Consider the following 18,260-nt stretch of genomic DNA (forward strand, 5'->3'; position numbering starts at 1 on the left):
ACTAAAATAGTCTATTAATTATGTTTTCTTCCGAAATTCCTTCGGCGTCAGCTTTGTAATTCTTGATAATTCTATGACGTAAAATTCCTGTTGCAACCGCTTGCACATCTTCTATATCCGGAGAAAATTTTCCATTAAGTGCTGCATGTGTTTTTGCTGCTAAAATTAAATTCTGTGAGGCTCTTGGACCTGCTCCCCAATCAAGATAGTTTTTAACAAAATCGGTAGCTAAAGGATTATTGGGCCTTGTTTTTGAGACTAAGGTTACTGCATATTCTATAACATTATCAGCAACCGGAATTCTGCGAATTAGATGTTGAAAATCGATGATTTCCTGAGCTGTAAACAATGGATTTACCTTAACCGAAGAATCTGTAGTAGTACTTTTTACCACTTGTACTTCTTCTGCAAATGATGGATAATCTAATTTAATGGCAAACATAAAACGGTCCAACTGTGCTTCTGGTAAAGGATAGGTTCCTTCCTGCTCTATTGGATTCTGTGTTGCCAAAACAAAAAATGGTAATTCTAACTTGTAATGATGCCCTGCAATTGTTACTGCCTTCTCCTGCATCGCTTCTAATAAAGCCGCTTGTGTTTTAGGCGGTGTTCTATTAATCTCATCCGCAAGGATAATATTTGAAAATATCGGCCCCTTGATGAATTTAAACGTTCTGTTTTCATCTAGTATTTCACTACCTAAAATATCCGAAGGCATCAAATCTGGTGTGAACTGAATACGTTTAAAATCCAAGCCCAAAGCCTGAGAAATAGTATTCACCATTAGCGTCTTTGCTAATCCAGGCACACCAACTAATAAAGCATGTCCGCCAGAGAAAATACTCAATACAATTTGATTGACAACTTCTTCCTGACCAACAATAATTTTTGAAATTTCCTTTTTAAGCTCTTTTTGTTTTTGAACTAAATTTTGAATAGCAGCAACATCAGACATCTTGGAATATATTTAAATTAAAAAGAGTTAGCTTATCTTTGATAAAACTAACTCTTTTCTCTGAATTAATAAAATAATTATTTCTTCAACCAATTATTAGAAAACTCACAATCACGATATTCTCCATTAATTTTAATGTGAGTTTCTTTGATTTTTTCGGTAGTCCATTTAGCAATTTCCTTTAACTGCTTTTCTTTCAATGCAAACTCTTTTAAGCGAGTATAATCTTTAGAGTAGTCTGCAGTATGTTCTTCAAATTTATTTTTAACAGTCATAATTTTGTAGAATTTCCCTGTTGGCTCTTCATCTACAGTTGGATATGAAACCTCACCATCTTTCAAATTTGCAACCAAACTGTACAAACTTGGATCCATTTTTGTTAATTCGAAACGTTTATCTTGCGTTTTAGGATTTGTTAAAACCCCTCCATCGTTTTTAGTTTCTTTTTGATCAGACATTGTACGCGCAGCTTCTTCAAACGTAATTTCTTTGTCTACAATTCTTTTTCTGATTAATTCGATTTTTTCTTTAGCCGCCTTCATAGCTTCTTCCGAAACTTTTGGAGAAATCAAGATATGTCTTAAATCAACTTCTTGTCCGCGAATTTTTTCTAAATAAATAATATGATAACCAAATTCTGTTTTAAAAGGCTCTGAAATCTCACCTTCCTGCAAACTAAAAGCTACATCTTTAAACTCTTTCACAAATTGAGTTTTTCGGTTCATTTTATAGAAACCTCCACTTGAACGAGATCCAGGATCCTCAGAATACAATACAGCCTTACTAAAGAAACTTGCTCCATTCTCTAAGACATCCTTCTTAAATCCTTTTAATTGATCAATTACTTTTTGTTCAGCTTCCTTAGACACTTGTGGTTTTACAACAATCTGAGCCAATTCCATTTCAGCACCAAAAACTGGTAAATCTTCTTTAGGAATCTTCTTAAAGAAATCACGAACTTCTTCTGGAGTAATTGTAACCTGATCAACTACTTTTTTCTGCATTTCAGCAGTTAATTTATTGGTTTTGATAATTTCAAAAAGTTCTGTTCTAAAGTCCTGCTCGCTAGTTTTTTTAAAGTATTCAACCACCTTTTCCATTGAACCAAGCTGCTCAACCATGTAACTTACTTGTTCTTCAAGTTTTGAATTTACTTCGGCATCTGTTACTACAATACTATCTTGAATAGCTTGATGTGCAAACAACTTTTCATCTAAAAGTTTTTCAAACATTTTGCATCTCGAAATTTCCTTGGTATCAACACCTTGAGTTTTTAATTCTAAATATGTTTTATCTATATCTGAATCTAAAATCACATAATCACCAACAACTCCTATAACACCATCAACTTTAACTTTTTTGTCTTGGGCATGCCCAAAAAAAGAAGTTATTAAAACCGCAATGATTACGCTTATTTTACTTTTTAAAATCTCCATTCTAATTATTTATTTCTCTCTTATTTTTTCATTTCTGTTTTTAATCTTGCAAAAACATCTTGATTAACTGAAATTTTGAACTCTTTTTTAAGTTCTGAAACCCAATTATCCTCTAAAAACTGTTGATAATCATTGATTACCTTGCCTCTGGTTTCATCTAATGTTTTATATCCCGCAGGTAAGACTTTAAGTACTTTATTTACAAAATAATGATCTTTATCTTTATACACATCAGACAAACCTTCTTTCAATTCTAGACCTTTAGGAAAATTTTCACTTCCTTCTTCAAAAAACTCTTGCTTAATCATGATGTCAACAACACCATTTTTATTAAGTTTCTCTTTTATTGCTTCGGAAGCAACACCACTCTTGATCATTTTACGAGCTTGTTTTACAACATCTTCTTTAGCTGAAGAAGCAACTAAAACATCACCTCTTTTCTTCCATTGATACTTTTCTTTATTAGCATCATAATAGTTTTTAAGTCCAATTGTGTCTTGTTTTGCCTTGTTCCAAATTTCTTTTTCCATTAAATCAAACAATAACAAACCATCTCTATATTCTTCAACCACGTTAGCAAAATCTGGAAACTCATTTTCTAAATTTTCGTTATAGTATAGATTCAATTGACTATCAACAAATTTTGTATATAATTGATCAACTAATTTTCCAATTGGTTTGATTTGATACTTGTTTTTTTGTTGTGTCTCAAGCTCTCTCAAAAATGGTTCTGCTTTTATTGATTTATTTTCAATTTTAAGCAATTCAATATTAAAATCTTTTAAGTTTGTTGGCAAAGCCCATTTTTCTTCATAATAAGTATTATTCACAATACCCTTCACTTTAGCCAAAGTCTTAGCATCTGTTACAATTTTATACTTCTTACGTAATTTCTCAGTAAGTGAATTTGTTATTAATCTAGAACGATCGTCTTTACGGATTTTAGTATCTAACTCACGCTCCATTTCAGACTGACTTTTTATTGGATGCTTTTCAATTAACTTAACAATATGCCAACCAAATTGACTTTCGAATGGCTGAGAATAATCTCCAATATTTGACAAATCAAAAGAAATTTTTTCAAATTCTTCAGAGCTTAATTGTCCAGCCGCAAATCTAGGAAGTACACCACCTCTTGGCGCTGAATTTTTGTCTTGAGAAAATTGATTTGCTAAAGCTTCAAAGTTTTCACCTTGTTTTAATTTAGCATAGATTTCGTCAATTGTTTTCTTTGGTTTTTCAATTTCAGAAGGACTATCTGTTGTAACTGTAGGTTTTAAAATCATAATGTGAGCAACTGTTACCTCACCTTTATTATCACGAATATCATTAACTTTTATTAAGTGAAAACCAAACTTGGTTCTTACAGGCATTGAAACTTCGCCCACTTTAGTTTTGTATGCAGCTGATTCAAAAGGATATACCATTCTAAATGCTGTAAAATATCCTAAATCACCTTTATTTTCCTTTGCAGATGGATCTTGAGAGTATTTTTGTGCTGCTTCTTCAAAGTTCTCACCAGCAATAATTTTTTTTCTAACATCCAACGCTTGATTATAAGCTTTTAAAGTATCTGCTGGAGCAGCATTCTCATCTACTGTAATTAAAATATGTGAAGCTCTTACTTCTTTCAATAATCGTGCATATCCTTCATCAATAAGTGCTTTAGTAACTTTCGTATCTGAAGTGTAGTTTTTTGAAAGTTGTGTGCGGTATGAATTAAGCTCGCTTATATATTTCGAATTGTGTTGTAAACCTAATTTGTTTGCCTTATTAATCTTTAATTTATATCCAATAAATAAATCCAAGTATTTATCTAAGTCCTTTTGTGATTCGTCTTTAACTAAATCAATGTTCTTATTATATACTCTTGAAAATTCATCAGTATAATAAGGTGTATCGTCTATAGAAAAAAGAACTTCTTTTTTTGTTTGCTGCGCAAAAGCCATTACATTAATTAACATGGCAGCCCCTAAAATCAACTTATTAATTTTCATTCTTTTGAAATTATTTACAGTGGTTTTGGTTTGATTTTTTAAATAACGAACAAAAATAACAATTCGGTTACATTATACAAGTAAATTACAATCTATTAACAATATTTTAGTCAAACGAAAAAGGCATCATTTTATTGATGCCTTTAAAATTTTATTAAAAATTGATTTACATTTCTAGAATAATAAATTCACTTCTACGATTCATTTGATGTTCATCTTCAGAACAGTTTACTCCATCTTCACAATGATTAATCAACTGACTTTCACCATATCCTTTCCCTGTTAATCTTTCTTTAGCTATTCCATTTTTAACTAACCAATCAATTGTTGATTTAGCTCTTGCATTAGATAACTTTTCATTATATGATGCTGTTTGACGGCTATCAGTATGTGATCTAACATCAACTTTCAGGGTTGGAAATTGATTCATTACTTCTGCAATTTTTGCTAAATCTACTTGAGCATCAGGTCGAATATTTGATTTATCTAAATCGAAATAAATTATTTTGATATTAAATGTTTTTGCTAAATCAGTTCCTGGTTTAATTTCTTTAAGATTTTTACTTATTGCAATTGGAAGATCTTCTTTACCTGCAGATTCAGGAATTGTAAGATTTGTTTCTTTTGTTTCATAATCTGGTCTTTCAACTCTTATGTAATATTTTTGCCCACATTTAACTTCAAATTGATAAGCCGCTTTTTCATCAGTAGTAACTTTAGAAAGTAAATTGAATTTATCATCAAACAAAGAAACATCTGATCCTGCTAAAATTGCTCCATTTTCTTTGTCGGTAACAATTCCTGTCAATTCGCTTTTACAATCAAAAACCAAAGGTTCCTTTTCTGTAAAACTATAAATATCGTCTAGTCCTTTTCCTCCAGTCCTATTTGAAGAAAAATAACCTTTACGAGTGGAATTATCAATTATAAAAGCAAAATCATCCATTGGTCCATTAATAGGCGTCCCTAGATTGATGATTTTACCAATAGATCCATCTGGATTAATTTTAGTTACAAAAACATCTAGTCCTCCCAATCCTTGATGACCATCTGAAGAAAAATACAATTCATTATCTTGCGTAACAAACGGAAATGTCTCTCTAGCTTCTGTATTAATATCGTTTGAAAGTTTCACAGGTGTACCATATTTATTGTCTCCTAAAATTGCTACTTTAAAAATATCTGATTGACCGTTAGTACCTGGCATATTAGAAGCAAAATACAATGTTTTTTCGTCAGGACTTAGAGCAGGATGGGCAACACTATATGAATTACTATTGAAAGGTAATTCGATAACATTCTCCCATTTTCCATCAGTATTCAGAACGGCTTTATAAAGTTTTAAATTTATTATCTGCTTATCATCTCTTCCAATTTTCCCTTCAGTATAATTATTACGAGTAAAGTAAACCGTTTTTAAATCTTTTGTAAAAACTGGAGTATCTTCATGAAATTTAGAATTGATTGTTTTTGAGAAACGTTCAGGATTTATCAAATCGCTTTCTTCAGTTTTTTTCGATACATAAAAATTAGTAAATGACTGATTTGTCCATCTGGTTTGAACACGTGAGAAACCTGTAGTATCTCTAGAAGTCGAAAATACAACTTTATCTCCAAAGAAAGCGGTCCCGTAATCTGACTTACGAGTATTCACACTTGTGCTTTTTACCTCATAACGTCCAGAATTTTTATCGATTGCTTTTTTATAATCTCTTTGTTTATTGTATAAATTAGCACGTATGTCGTTTGTAGATAATTTATAAAATTTATCTAAAAACTCATCAGCTTTTTTATAATCTTCTGTGGCTTTCAAAGTCTGTGAATAACGGTAATAATATTCACCTTGTACAGGTTGATTCAATGCAAATAGCTCTTCATACCATTTATTAGCTTCTTTCAAATTTGCATTAAAGTAGTAGGAATCTCCCAATTTCTGAAACAGCTCCACAGATTTATATCCTTTTTTAGCAACTTTCAAATAAGTTTCAGTCGCATCAATGTAAGCCAAATCCTTAAACTGAATATCTCCTTTTATAATTTTTATTTGTTGAGCCTGAATTTGCAATCCAAATACCAAAGCGCATATTATATAGATTTTTTTCATACAATATTTTTTTAAAAGAATCTTGGAGAAACTACTTTATCAAATTTTCTAAATAATTCATATCTAAGAAAAATTTCATGAGATCCTGAATTAAAGTTCCCTAATCTTGTTGTCTCTTTATCATAAGAATAGCCAATCAACCAAGAATCTGATAATTGAAAACCTGCCATTGCACTTACTGCTGCGCTCCATCGATATGCTGCTCCAAGTGTAAGTTTATCGAAGAATAGAAAGTTAGCTGATAAATCCACTTGTAAAGGAGAGCCCTGAACCACTTTAGTTAAAACTGAAGGTTTAAATTTAAGTTCTTTACTTAAGTTAAAAACATGACCTGCCAACACATGAAAATGCATTTTTTCACTAGCAACATATTGAATATCATTGTCATAATAATTATTCTCCAAAATATATGGCACTGAAACTCCTAGATAAGTCTTATCAGAATACCAATATAAACCAGCTCCAACATTAGCAGAGAATCTATTATCAATATTTTCTCTATTTAAGTTATCATTTGGGTTAAACAATTTAACTTTATTAAAATCGACATTAAACATATCAGCCGTTCCCTTAACACCAAAAGCTAATTTGAAATTTTCAGATGTAGGAACATAATAGCTTAAATCAACAGAAATAACATTATTGTCAGATGGCCCTAATTTATCATTTACAAAACTCACACCTAATCCAAATCTTTGTGAAATCCCTAAAGGTGAACTTATAGTTGCAACATTAGTTACTGGAGCACCTTCCAATCCAACCCATTGTGTTCTATGCATTATTAAAGCGCTTAAAGAACCTCTTGAACCAGCATAAGCAGGATTAATGTTTGCAGTATTATACATATACTGCGTATACTGAGCTTCTTGTTGTGCACTAACAAAAAAACTACTCAGTAATAATCCTAATATAATTAATCTTAATTTCATAATCATTTTTTTTAAATTCTTGAAATATCAAAAATTATCTATTTATATATAAATATCCTGCTTTTTCTTTTGTTTCTCCATTGTCTTTTGTATACCTAACAATATAATAATATGTCCCTTCAGGCAAATTATCATCTCTATTTATTGTTGTTCTCCCTCTTGATTTTCCATCAAAAGACACATCTGTATTATTATACTTTTTAGCTTGATAAACTAAAACACCCCATCTGTTATAAATTTCAACAGTATTATTAGGATATTTGGTTATCCCATCAATATAAAATACATCATTATTTCCATCATCATTTGGAGTCATATGCGTGTAAATATCTATCTCTTCAATAGTATTAACAATAACTGTGACAACAGCTGTCGAACAATTTCCTGGATTTAACTTCTCACAAATTGTATAAGTTATTTGGTATGTTCCTGCTGGTGTTCCTAGATGTACATTAACTGTACCATCAGGATTCAACACAATATGACCCGTAGGATCTGGAAGATCAATAGTCAATGTAACTTGATTCAATCCTGTAGAACTTCCATTTAATGTATCATTCGCAAATACATCAATAACAGCAGTTCCGCCATTTGATCCTGATTCCATTGTATGCGAATCATCGTTTGCATCGATTACCGAAGCGGCTACTGTTACAACACTAATTACCGTATCACAGTTTGATGGGTTGGTCACCTCACAAATTGTATATTCTACATTGTATGAACCTGCTGGAGTATTTGGTGCTACTGTTACTGTACCATTAGGGTTTAGTGTCAATCCTGTTGGAACGCTAACGCCTGTAAGAGTTACTTGACCTGGGTTTGTTCCAATAACAACTGGTGTACCATTTAAAGTATCGTTGGTTACTACTGTTGGCGTTGTCCCGCCTGTAGTACTGTTGATTGGTCCGTACGTCTCTGTCACTGCATCGATTACCGAAGCGGCTACTGTTACAACACTAATTACCGTATCACAGTTTGATGGGTTGGTCACCTCACAAATTGTATATTCTACATTGTATGAACCTGCTGGAGTATTTGGTGCTACTGTTACTGTACCATTAGGGTTTAGTGTCAATCCTGTTGGAACGCTAACGCCTGTAAGAGTTACTTGACCTGGGTTTGTTCCAATGACAACCGGAGTACCGTTTAAAGTATCGTTGGTTACTACTGTTGGCGTTGTTCCGCCTGTAGTACCGTTGATTGGTCCGTACGTCTCTGTTACTGCATCGATTACCGAAGCGGCAACTGTAACCACACTGATCACTGTATCACAGTTTGATGGGTTGGTCACCTCACAAATTGTATATTCTACATTGTATGAACCTGCTGGAGTATTTGGTGCTACTGTTACTGTACCATTAGGGTTTAGTGTCAATCCTGTTGGAACGCTAACGCCTGTAAGAGTTACTTGTCCAGGGTTTGTTCCAATGAGAACCGGAGTACCATTTAAAGTATCGTTGGTTACTACTGTTGGCGTTGTTCCACCTGTAGTACCGTTGATTGGTCCGTACGTCTCTGTCACTGCATCGATTACCGAAGCGGCTACTGTTACAACACTAATTACCGTATCACAGTTTGATGGGTTGGTCACCTCACAAATTGTATATTCTACATTGTATGAACCTGCTGGAGTATTTGGTGCTACTGTTACTGTACCATTAGGGTTTAGTGTCAATCCTGTTGGAACGCTAACGCCTGTAAGAGTTACTTGACCTGGGTTTGTTCCAATAACAACTGGTGTACCATTTAAAGTATCGTTGGTTACTACTGTTGGCGTTGTCCCGCCTGTAGTACTGTTGATTGGTCCGTACGTCTCTGTCACTGCATCGATTACCGAAGCGGCAACTGTTACAACACTAATTACCGTATCACAGTTTGATGGGTTGGTCACCTCACAGATTGTATATTCCACATTGTATGAACCTGCTGGCGTATTTGATGCTACTGTTACTGTACCATTAGGGTTTAGTGTCAATCCTGTTGGAACGCTAACGCCTGTAAGAGTTACTTGACCTGGGTTTGTTCCAATAACAACTGGTGTACCATTTAAAGTATCGTTGGTTACTACTGTTGGCGTTGTCCCGCCTGTAGTACTGTTGATTGGTCCGTACGTCTCTGTTACTGCATCGATAATACTTACAGGTGAAGTTGTAGCCGTTGATGTATTGTTTCCAGGGGTTGGATCTGTCTCGCTTCCTGTAATTGTCGCTGTATTGGCATATGGACCCGAAGCATTTACTGTAGCCACTATCGTTAAGGTAGCATTGGCTCCATTGGCTAAGTTACCGATAGTCCAGTTTGGTGCACTCCATGTTCCTGTCGATGGTGTTGCACTCACAAAAGTGTAACCTGCCGGTAGAACATCGTTTACCGTGACTCCTGTTGCATTGCTCGGACCTGCATTACTTGCTGTAATGGTAAAGGTCACGTTGCTGCCTACATTCGGTGTTGGATTACTCACCGTTTTAGTTACCGCCAAATTCGTCTGCGCAACTGGTACTGGAGTTGATGTTGATGTATTGTTTCCAGGGGTTGGATCGGTCTCGCTTCCTGTAATTGTTGCTGTATTGGCATATGGACCCGAAGCATTTACTGTAGCCACTATCGTTAAGGTAGCATTGGCTCCATTGACTAAGTTACCGATAGTCCAGTTTGGCGCACTCCATGTTCCTGTCGATGGCGTTGCACTCACAAAAGTATAACCTGCCGGTAGAACATCGTTTACCGTGACTCCTGTTGCATTACTCGGACCTGCATTACTTGCCGTAATGGTAAAGGTCACGTTGCTGCCTACATTCGGTGTTGGATTACTCACCGTTTTAGTTACCGCCAAATTCGTCTGCGCAACTGGTACTGGAGTTGATGTTGATGTATTGTTTCCAGGGGTTGGATCTGTCTCGCTTCCTGTAATTGTTGCTGTATTGGCATATGGACCCGAAGCATTTACTGTAGCCACTATCGTTAAGGTAGCATTGGCTCCATTGACTAAGTTACCGATAGTCCAGTTTGGCGCACTCCATGTTCCTGTCGATGGCGTTGCACTCACAAAAGTATAACCTGCCGGTAGAACATCGTTTACCGTGACTCCTGTTGCATTACTCGGACCTGCATTACTTGCTGTAATGGTAAAGGTCACGTTGCTGCCTACATTCGGTGTTGGATTACTCACCGTTTTAGTTACCGCCAAATTCGTCTGCGCAACTGGTACTGGAGTTGATGTTGATGTATTGTTTCCAGGGGTTGGATCTGTCTCGCTTCCTGTAATTGTTGCTGTATTGGCATATGGACCCGAAGCATTTACTGTAGCCACTATCGTTAAGGTAGCATTAGCTCCATTGACTAAGTTACCGATAGTCCAGTTTGGCGCACTCCATGTTCCTGTCGATGGCGTTGCACTCACAAAAGTATAACCTGCCGGTAGAACATCGTTTACCGTGACTCCTGTTGCATTACTCGGACCTGCATTACTTGCCGTAATGGTAAAGGTCACGTTGCTGCCTACATTCGGTGTTGGATTACTCACCGTTTTAGTTACCGCCAAATTCGTCTGCGCAACTGGTACTGGAGTTGATGTTGATGTATTGTTTCCAGGGGTTGGATCGGTCTCGCTTCCTGTAATTGTCGCTGTATTGGCATATGGACCCGAAGCATTTACTGTAGCCACTATCGTTAAGGTAGCATTGGCTCCATTGGCTAAGTTACCGATAGTCCAGTTTGGTGCACTCCATGTTCCTGTCGATGGTGTTGCACTCACAAAAGTGTAACCTGCCGGTAGAACATCGTTTACCGTGACTCCTGTTGCATTGCTCGGACCTGCATTACTTGCCGTAATGGTAAAGGTTACGTTGCTGCCTACATTCGGTGTTGGGTTGCTCACTGTTTTAGTTACCGCCAAATTCGTCTGCGCAACTGGTACTGGAGTTGATGTTGATGTATTGTTTCCAGGGGTTGGATCGGTCTCGCTTCCTGTAATTGTCGCTGTATTGGCATATGGACCCGAAGCATTTACTGTAGCCACTATCGTTAAGGTAGCATTGGCTCCATTGGCTAAGTTACCGATAGTCCAGTTTGGTGCACTCCATGTTCCTGTCGATGGCGTTGCACTCACAAAAGTATAACCTGCCGGTAGAACATCGTTTACCGTGACTCCTGTTGCATTACTCGGACCTGCATTACTTGCCGTAATGGTAAAGGTCACGTTGCTGCCTACATTCGGTGTTGGATTACTCACCGTTTTAGTTACCGCCAAATTCGTCTGCGCAACTGGTACTGGAGTTGATGTTGATGTATTGTTTCCAGGGGTTGGATCGGTCTCGCTTCCTGTAATTGTCGCTGTATTGGCATATGGACCCGAAGCATTTACTGTAGCCACTATCGTTAAGGTAGCATTGGCTCCATTGGCTAAGTTACCGATAGTCCAGTTTGGTGCACTCCATGTTCCTGTCGATGGTGTTGCACTCACAAAAGTGTAACCTGCCGGTAGAACATCGTTTACCGTGACTCCTGTTGCATTGCTCGGACCTGCATTACTTGCCGTAATGGTAAAGGTTACGTTGCTGCCTACATTCGGTGTTGGGTTGCTCACTGTTTTAGTTACCGCCAAATTCGTCTGCGCAACTGGTACTGGAGTTGATGTTGATGTATTGTTTCCAGGGGTTGGATCGGTCTCGCTTCCTGTAATTGTCGCTGTATTGGCATATGGACCCGAAGCATTTACTGTAGCCACTATCGTTAAGGTAGCATTGGCTCCATTGGCTAAGTTACCGATAGTCCAGTTTGGTGCACTCCATGTTCCTGTCGATGGCGTTGCACTCACAAAAGTATAACCTGCCGGTAGAACATCGTTTACCGTGACTCCTGTTGCATTACTCGGACCTGCATTACTTGCCGTAATGGTAAAGGTTACGTTGCTGCCTACATTCGGTGTTGGATTACTCACCGTTTTAGTTACCGCCAAATTCGTCTGCGCAACTGGTACTGGAGTTGATGTTGATGTATTGTTTCCAGGGGTTGGATCGGTCTCGCTTCCTGTAATTGTCGCTGTATTGGCATATGGACCCGAAGCATTTACTGTAGCCACTATCGTTAAGGTAGCATTGGCTCCATTGGCTAAGTTACCGATAGTCCAGTTTGGTGCACTCCATGTTCCTGTCGATGGCGTTGCACTCACAAAAGTATAACCTGCCGGTAGAACATCGTTTACCGTGACTCCTGTTGCATTACTCGGACCTGCATTACTTGCCGTAATGGTAAAGGTCACGTTGCTGCCTACATTCGGTGTTGGATTACTCACCGTTTTAGTTACCGCCAAATTCGTCTGCGCAACTGGTACTGGAGTTGATGTTGATGTATTGTTTCCAGGGGTTGGATCGGTCTCGCTTCCTGTAATTGTCGCTGTATTGGCATATGGACCCGAAGCATTTACTGTAGCCACTATCGTTAAGGTAGCATTGGCTCCATTGGCTAAGTTACCGATAGTCCAGTTTGGTGCACTCCATGTTCCTGTCGATGGTGTTGCACTCACAAAAGTATAACCTGCCGGTAGAACATCGTTTACCGTGACTCCTGTTGCATTGCTCGGACCTGCATTACTTGCTGTAATGGTAAAGGTCACGTTGCTGCCTACATTCGGTGTTGGATTACTCACCGTTTTAGTTACCGCCAAATTCGTCTGCGCAACTGGTACTGGAGTTGATGTTGATGTATTGTTTCCAGGGGTTGGATCGGTCTCGCTTCCTGTAATTGTCGCTGTATTGGCATATGGACCCGAAGCATTTACTGTAGCCACTATCGTTAAGGTAGCATTGGCTCCATTGGCTAAGTTACCGATAGTCCAGTTTGGTGCACTCCATGTTCCTGTCGATGGCGTTGCACTCACAAAAGTATAACCTGCCGGTAGAACATCGTTTACCGTGACTCCTGTTGCATTACTCGGACCTGCATTACTTGCCGTAATGGTAAAGGTCACGTTGCTGCCTACATTCGGTGTTGGATTACTCACCGTTTTAGTTACCGCCAAATTCGTCTGCGCAACTGGTACTGGAGTCGATGTTGATGTATTGTTTCCAGGGGTTGGGTCTGTTTCGCTTCCTGTAATTGTCGCTGTATTGGCATAAGGGCCTGATGCATTTACTGTAGCCACTATCGTTAAGGTAGCATTGGCTCCATTGGCTAAGTTACCGATAGTCCAGTTTGGTGCACTCCATGTTCCTGTCGATGGTGTTGCACTCACAAAAGTATAACCTGCTGGCAGTACATCGTTTACCGTTACTCCTGTTGCATTGCTCGGACCTGCATTACTTGCCGTAATGGTAAAGGTCACGTTGCTGCCTACATTCGGTGTTGGGTTGCTCACTGTTTTAGTTACCGCTAAGTTCGTCTGCGCAACTGGTACTGGAGTCGATGTTGATGTATTGTTTCCAGGAGTTGGATCTGTCTCGCTTCCTGTAATTGTCGCTGTATTGGCATAAGGGCCTGATGCATTTACTGTAGCCACTATCGTTAAGGTAGCATTGGCTCCATTGGCTAAGTTACCGATAGTCCAGTTTGGTGCACTCCATGTTCCTGTCGATGGTGTTGCACTCACAAAAGTATAACCTGCTGGCAGTACATCGTTTACCGTTACTCCTGTTGCATTGCTCGGTCCTGCATTACTTGCCGTAATGGTAAAGGTCACGTTGCTGCCTACATTCGGTGTTGGGTTGCTCACTGTTTTAGTTACCGCTAAGTTCGTCTGCGCAACTGGTACTGGAGTCGATGTTGATGTATTGTTTCCAGGGGTTGGGTCTGTTTCGCTTCCTGTAATTGTCGCTGTATTGGCATAAGGGCCTGATGCATTTACTGTAGCCACTATCGTTAAGGTAGCATTGGCTCCATTGGCTAAGTTACCGATAGTCCAGTTTGGTGCGCTCCATGTTCCTGTCGATGGTGTTGCACTCACAAAAGTATAACCTGCTGGCAGTACATCGTTTACCGTTACTCCTGTTGCATTGCTCGGACCTGCATTACTTGCCGTAATGGTAAAGGTCACGTTGCTGCCTACATTCGGTGTTGGGTTGCTCACTGTTTTAGTTACCGCTAAGTTCGTCTGCGCAACTGGTACTGGAGTCGATGTTGATGTATTGTTTCCAGGGGTTGGGTCTGTTTCGCTTCCTGTAATTGTCGCTGTATTGGCATAAGGGCCTGATGCATTTACTGTAGCCACTATCGTTAAGGTAGCATTGGCTCCATTGGCTAAGTTACCGATAGTCCAGTTTGGTGCACTCCATGTTCCTGTCGATGGTGTTGCACTCACAAAAGTATAACCTGCTGGCAGTACATCGTTTACCGTTACTCCTGTTGCATTGCTCGGACCTGCATTACTTGCCGTAATGGTAAAGGTCACGTTGCTGCCTACATTCGGTGTTGGGTTGCTCACTGTTTTAGTTACCGCTAAGTTCGTCTGCGCAACTGGTACTGGAGTCGATGTTGATGTATTGTTTCCAGGAGTTGGATCTGTCTCGCTTCCTGTAATTGTCGCTGTATTGGCATAAGGGCCTGATGCATTTACTGTAGCCACTATCGTTAAGGTAGCATTGGCTCCATTGGCTAAGTTACCGATAGTCCAGTTTGGTGCACTCCATGTTCCTGTCGATGGTGTTGCACTCACAAAAGTATAACCTGCTGGCAGTACATCGTTTACCGTTACTCCTGTTGCATTGCTCGGTCCTGCATTACTTGCCGTAATGGTAAAGGTCACGTTGCTGCCTACATTCGGTGTTGGGTTGCTCACTGTTTTAGTTACCGCTAAGTTCGTCTGCGCAACTGGTACTGGAGTCGATGTTGATGTATTGTTTCCAGGGGTTGGGTCTGTTTCGCTTCCTGTAATTGTCGCTGTATTGGCATAAGGGCCTGATGCATTTACTGTAGCCACTATCGTTAAGGTAGCATTGGCTCCATTGGCTAAGTTACCGATAGTCCAGTTTGGTGCGCTCCATGTTCCTGTCGATGGTGTTGCACTCACAAAAGTATAACCTGCTGGCAGTACATCGTTTACCGTTACTCCTGTTGCATTGCTCGGTCCTGCATTACTTGCCGTAATGGTAAAGGTCACGTTGCTGCCTACATTCGGTGTTGGGTTGCTCACTGTTTTAGTTACCGCCAAATTCGTTTGAACAATTGGTGTAACAGTAGAAGTATTATTTGCACTATTCGAATCAGGTTCAAGACCACTAATTGTCGCTGTATTAGCATAAGGGCCTGATGCGTTTACCGTAGCCACTATCGTTAAGGTAGCATTGGCTCCATTAGCGAAGTTACCGATAGTCCAGTTTGGTGCGCTCCATGTTCCTGTTGATGGCGTTGCACTCACAAAAGTGTAACCTGCTGGCAGTACATCGTTTACCGTTACTCCTGTTGCATTGCTCGGTCCTGCATTACTTGCCGTAATGGTAAAGGTCACGTTGCTGCCTACATTCGGTGTTGGGTTGCTCACTGTTTTAGTTACCGCTAAGTTCGTCTGCGCAACTGGTACTGGAGTCGATGTTGATGTATTGTTTCCAGGGGTTGGGTCTGTTTCGCTTCCTGTAATTGTCGCTGTATTGGCATAAGGGCCTGATGCATTTACTGTAGCCACTATCGTTAAGGTAGCATTGGCTCCATTGGCTAAGTTACCGATAGTCCAGTTTGGTGCGCTCCATGTTCCTGTCGATGGTGTTGCACTCACAAAAGTATAACCTGCTGGCAGTACATCGTTTACCGTTACTCCTGTTGCATTGCTCGGTCCTGCATTACTTGCCGTAATGGTAAAGGTCACGTTGCTGCCTACATTCGGTGTTGGGTTGCTCACTGTTTTAGTTACCGCCAAATTCGTTTGAACAATTGGTGTAACAGTAGAAGTATTATTTGCACTATTCGAATCAGGTTCAAGACCACTAATTGTCGCTGTATTAGCATAAGGGCCTGATGCGTTTACCGTAGCCACTATCGTTAAGGTAGCATTGGCTCCATTAGCGAAGTTACCGATAGTCCAGTTTGGTGCGCTCCATGTTCCTGTTGATGGCGTTGCACTCACAAAAGTGTAACCTGCTGGCAGTACATCATTAACAGATACACCATAAGTATTATTAGGACCGTTATTGGTCGCAATAATGGTAAAAGTTACATTACTGCCCACACTTGGAGTTGGATTGTTTACTGTTTTGACTACCTGAAGATCTTCTGAACAATATTCGGTAACAAAATTTCTTGTAACTACAGAAGAACCACCACAAGCTGTTGGTAATGTATACTGAACAACAACAGTTCCAAGACCTGTAAAGTTAAGAGTATTACCTATTAAAAATCCTGGTCCACTTAATACGATTAAGGTCCCACCTGCAGGAGAAGGCTCTAATAAAACAGAAGAACCAGCACAATAACCAGATGATGGTCCGTTTCCAGCATAAATAGGCTGTATAATAGGAATCGATTCTGCACCACAAATTTGTACTGGAGCAGTTGAGAAGTTATAACTTGCTTCTGTAGTAGTAGTTCCAGATCCATCTCCCATACTACCTCTAATTCTATGTCCTGCGTATCCGAAATTGGGATCACAATTTCTGACCACCATTGAAGTATGTCCACCAGTCTCAACAGTAAGAATAATATCTGCAGTAGTTAATCCATTTGGCACAACTGGATTTGAAGGATTTGCTGTCGCTCCAATTAAAGAAGTATCGTTATTTCCAAAAGCATAAATATTTTTGCTGGCATTAATCACATTCACTGAAGCATATTGACTGTCATGCTCCTGTTGGCTGAACCATTTAATATTATTCATGACTGGACCAGCGGCAGAAGTATATCTTGGTTGTACCCAAGCTAATCTATCAGTTGTTGTCCAATCTCCTAATTGACGTGTCGCGTTTGACCCAACTCCATATAGATTCCCATCTGTTGCAAGAACATAATAAGACCTCGCTGTATTATTACCTGAAGAGCCAATCATTTTGGGAGTTATTCCTGCTGGCAAAGTCATCTGAGCTGCTCTCGTTTGAGCAGCAATAATTGCTGTATTATTACCTAACAATACATTATTACCCCAAACATAGACAGTACCATCGGACTTTAAAGCCATTAATCCATTATGATTACCTCTACAAGCAACAATATTTGTCAGAAAAGGATTTCCAGTAGCAGAAGTCGTTACCTGATACCATGTTGTAGCATTACCCGTAGCACCATTACCTCTAACATTAGCTGTTTGAGAAATTACCCAGACATCACCACTACAAGTTGTAATTGCTAATGTCTGATAAGTAGCAAACATCATTTTAACATCAGCAGGAGTTACCCCAGTAGGTAGTCCGTTTGTGTTGCCATTAATTGTTAACTTTTGAAAGGTAGAACTTGATGTAATTGATGCGTCCAAAACTATCCCTTCTTTTGACCAAGCATACAATCCATCTGTTGCTAAAAGTATTCCTTGTACATTATTAGCAGAATTACTTCCAAGCATCGCTTTTAGAGGAATAGCACTCCCTAAAGCAGGATAATTAGTTGCATTAATCGTTATTGGAGATAAAAGATCTACCAAACCATCATTCCCCATGTCTTCACCCCATGTTTGAAGAGTACCATTAGCAGTTCTTACAACAGTTGAGTGAAAACTTGAGATATAGTTATCGTATTCGATTGTTGAAGCATTGTTATTAGAATCTACACCAAAATTGGTCAAATCTGTAGTAGGACATCCTACTGGTGGAGTCGCACATTGAGAATTAGATTTATTGCTAAATGACAATGTAATTAACAACACACACAAAAAGTGTTTAAAGTCTATTTTTTTTGTAGCCGCTAAGTAATTTTTTATCATAA

6 protein-coding genes are annotated in these 18,260 nt (G+C 38.8%); all 6 read right to left on the reverse strand.

The features are described from left to right. Position 1 precedes the first annotated feature (1 nt). Complete coding sequence (locus tag LJY17_RS08665; RefSeq protein ID WP_264543442.1) at positions 2-955, reverse strand: AAA family ATPase; 954 nt, start codon at positions 953-955, stop codon at positions 2-4. Positions 956-1,032: 77 nt separating this feature from the next. Continuing rightward, positions 1,033-2,391: a peptidylprolyl isomerase gene (locus tag LJY17_RS08670; RefSeq protein ID WP_264543443.1), complete on the reverse strand. Its 1,359-nt coding sequence runs from the start codon at positions 2,389-2,391 to the stop codon at positions 1,033-1,035. A 20-nt stretch (positions 2,392-2,411) separates the two neighbouring features. Beyond that, positions 2,412-4,388: a peptidylprolyl isomerase gene (locus LJY17_RS08675; protein ID WP_264543444.1), complete on the reverse strand. Its 1,977-nt coding sequence runs from the start codon at positions 4,386-4,388 to the stop codon at positions 2,412-2,414. A gap of 166 nt (positions 4,389-4,554) precedes the next feature. Further along, positions 4,555-6,492 (reverse strand): OmpA family protein, encoded by a 1,938-nt coding sequence (locus LJY17_RS08680; RefSeq protein ID WP_264543445.1) that lies wholly within the window; start codon positions 6,490-6,492, stop codon positions 4,555-4,557. 11 nt (positions 6,493-6,503) lie between these two features. After that, the gene (locus LJY17_RS08685; protein WP_264543446.1) at positions 6,504-7,421 is read right to left on the reverse strand and encodes a PorP/SprF family type IX secretion system membrane protein; all 918 of its coding nucleotides are present in this window, start codon (positions 7,419-7,421) and stop codon (positions 6,504-6,506) included. 34 nt (positions 7,422-7,455) lie between these two features. Continuing rightward, positions 7,456-18,258 (reverse strand): gliding motility-associated C-terminal domain-containing protein, encoded by a 10,803-nt coding sequence (locus LJY17_RS08690; RefSeq protein WP_264543447.1) that lies wholly within the window; start codon positions 18,256-18,258, stop codon positions 7,456-7,458. Between the last annotated feature and the right edge of the window lie 2 nt (positions 18,259-18,260).

Origin of the sequence: Flavobacterium hankyongi (assembly GCF_036840915.1) — a bacterium.
GTDB lineage: Bacteria > Bacteroidota > Bacteroidia > Flavobacteriales > Flavobacteriaceae > Flavobacterium > Flavobacterium hankyongi.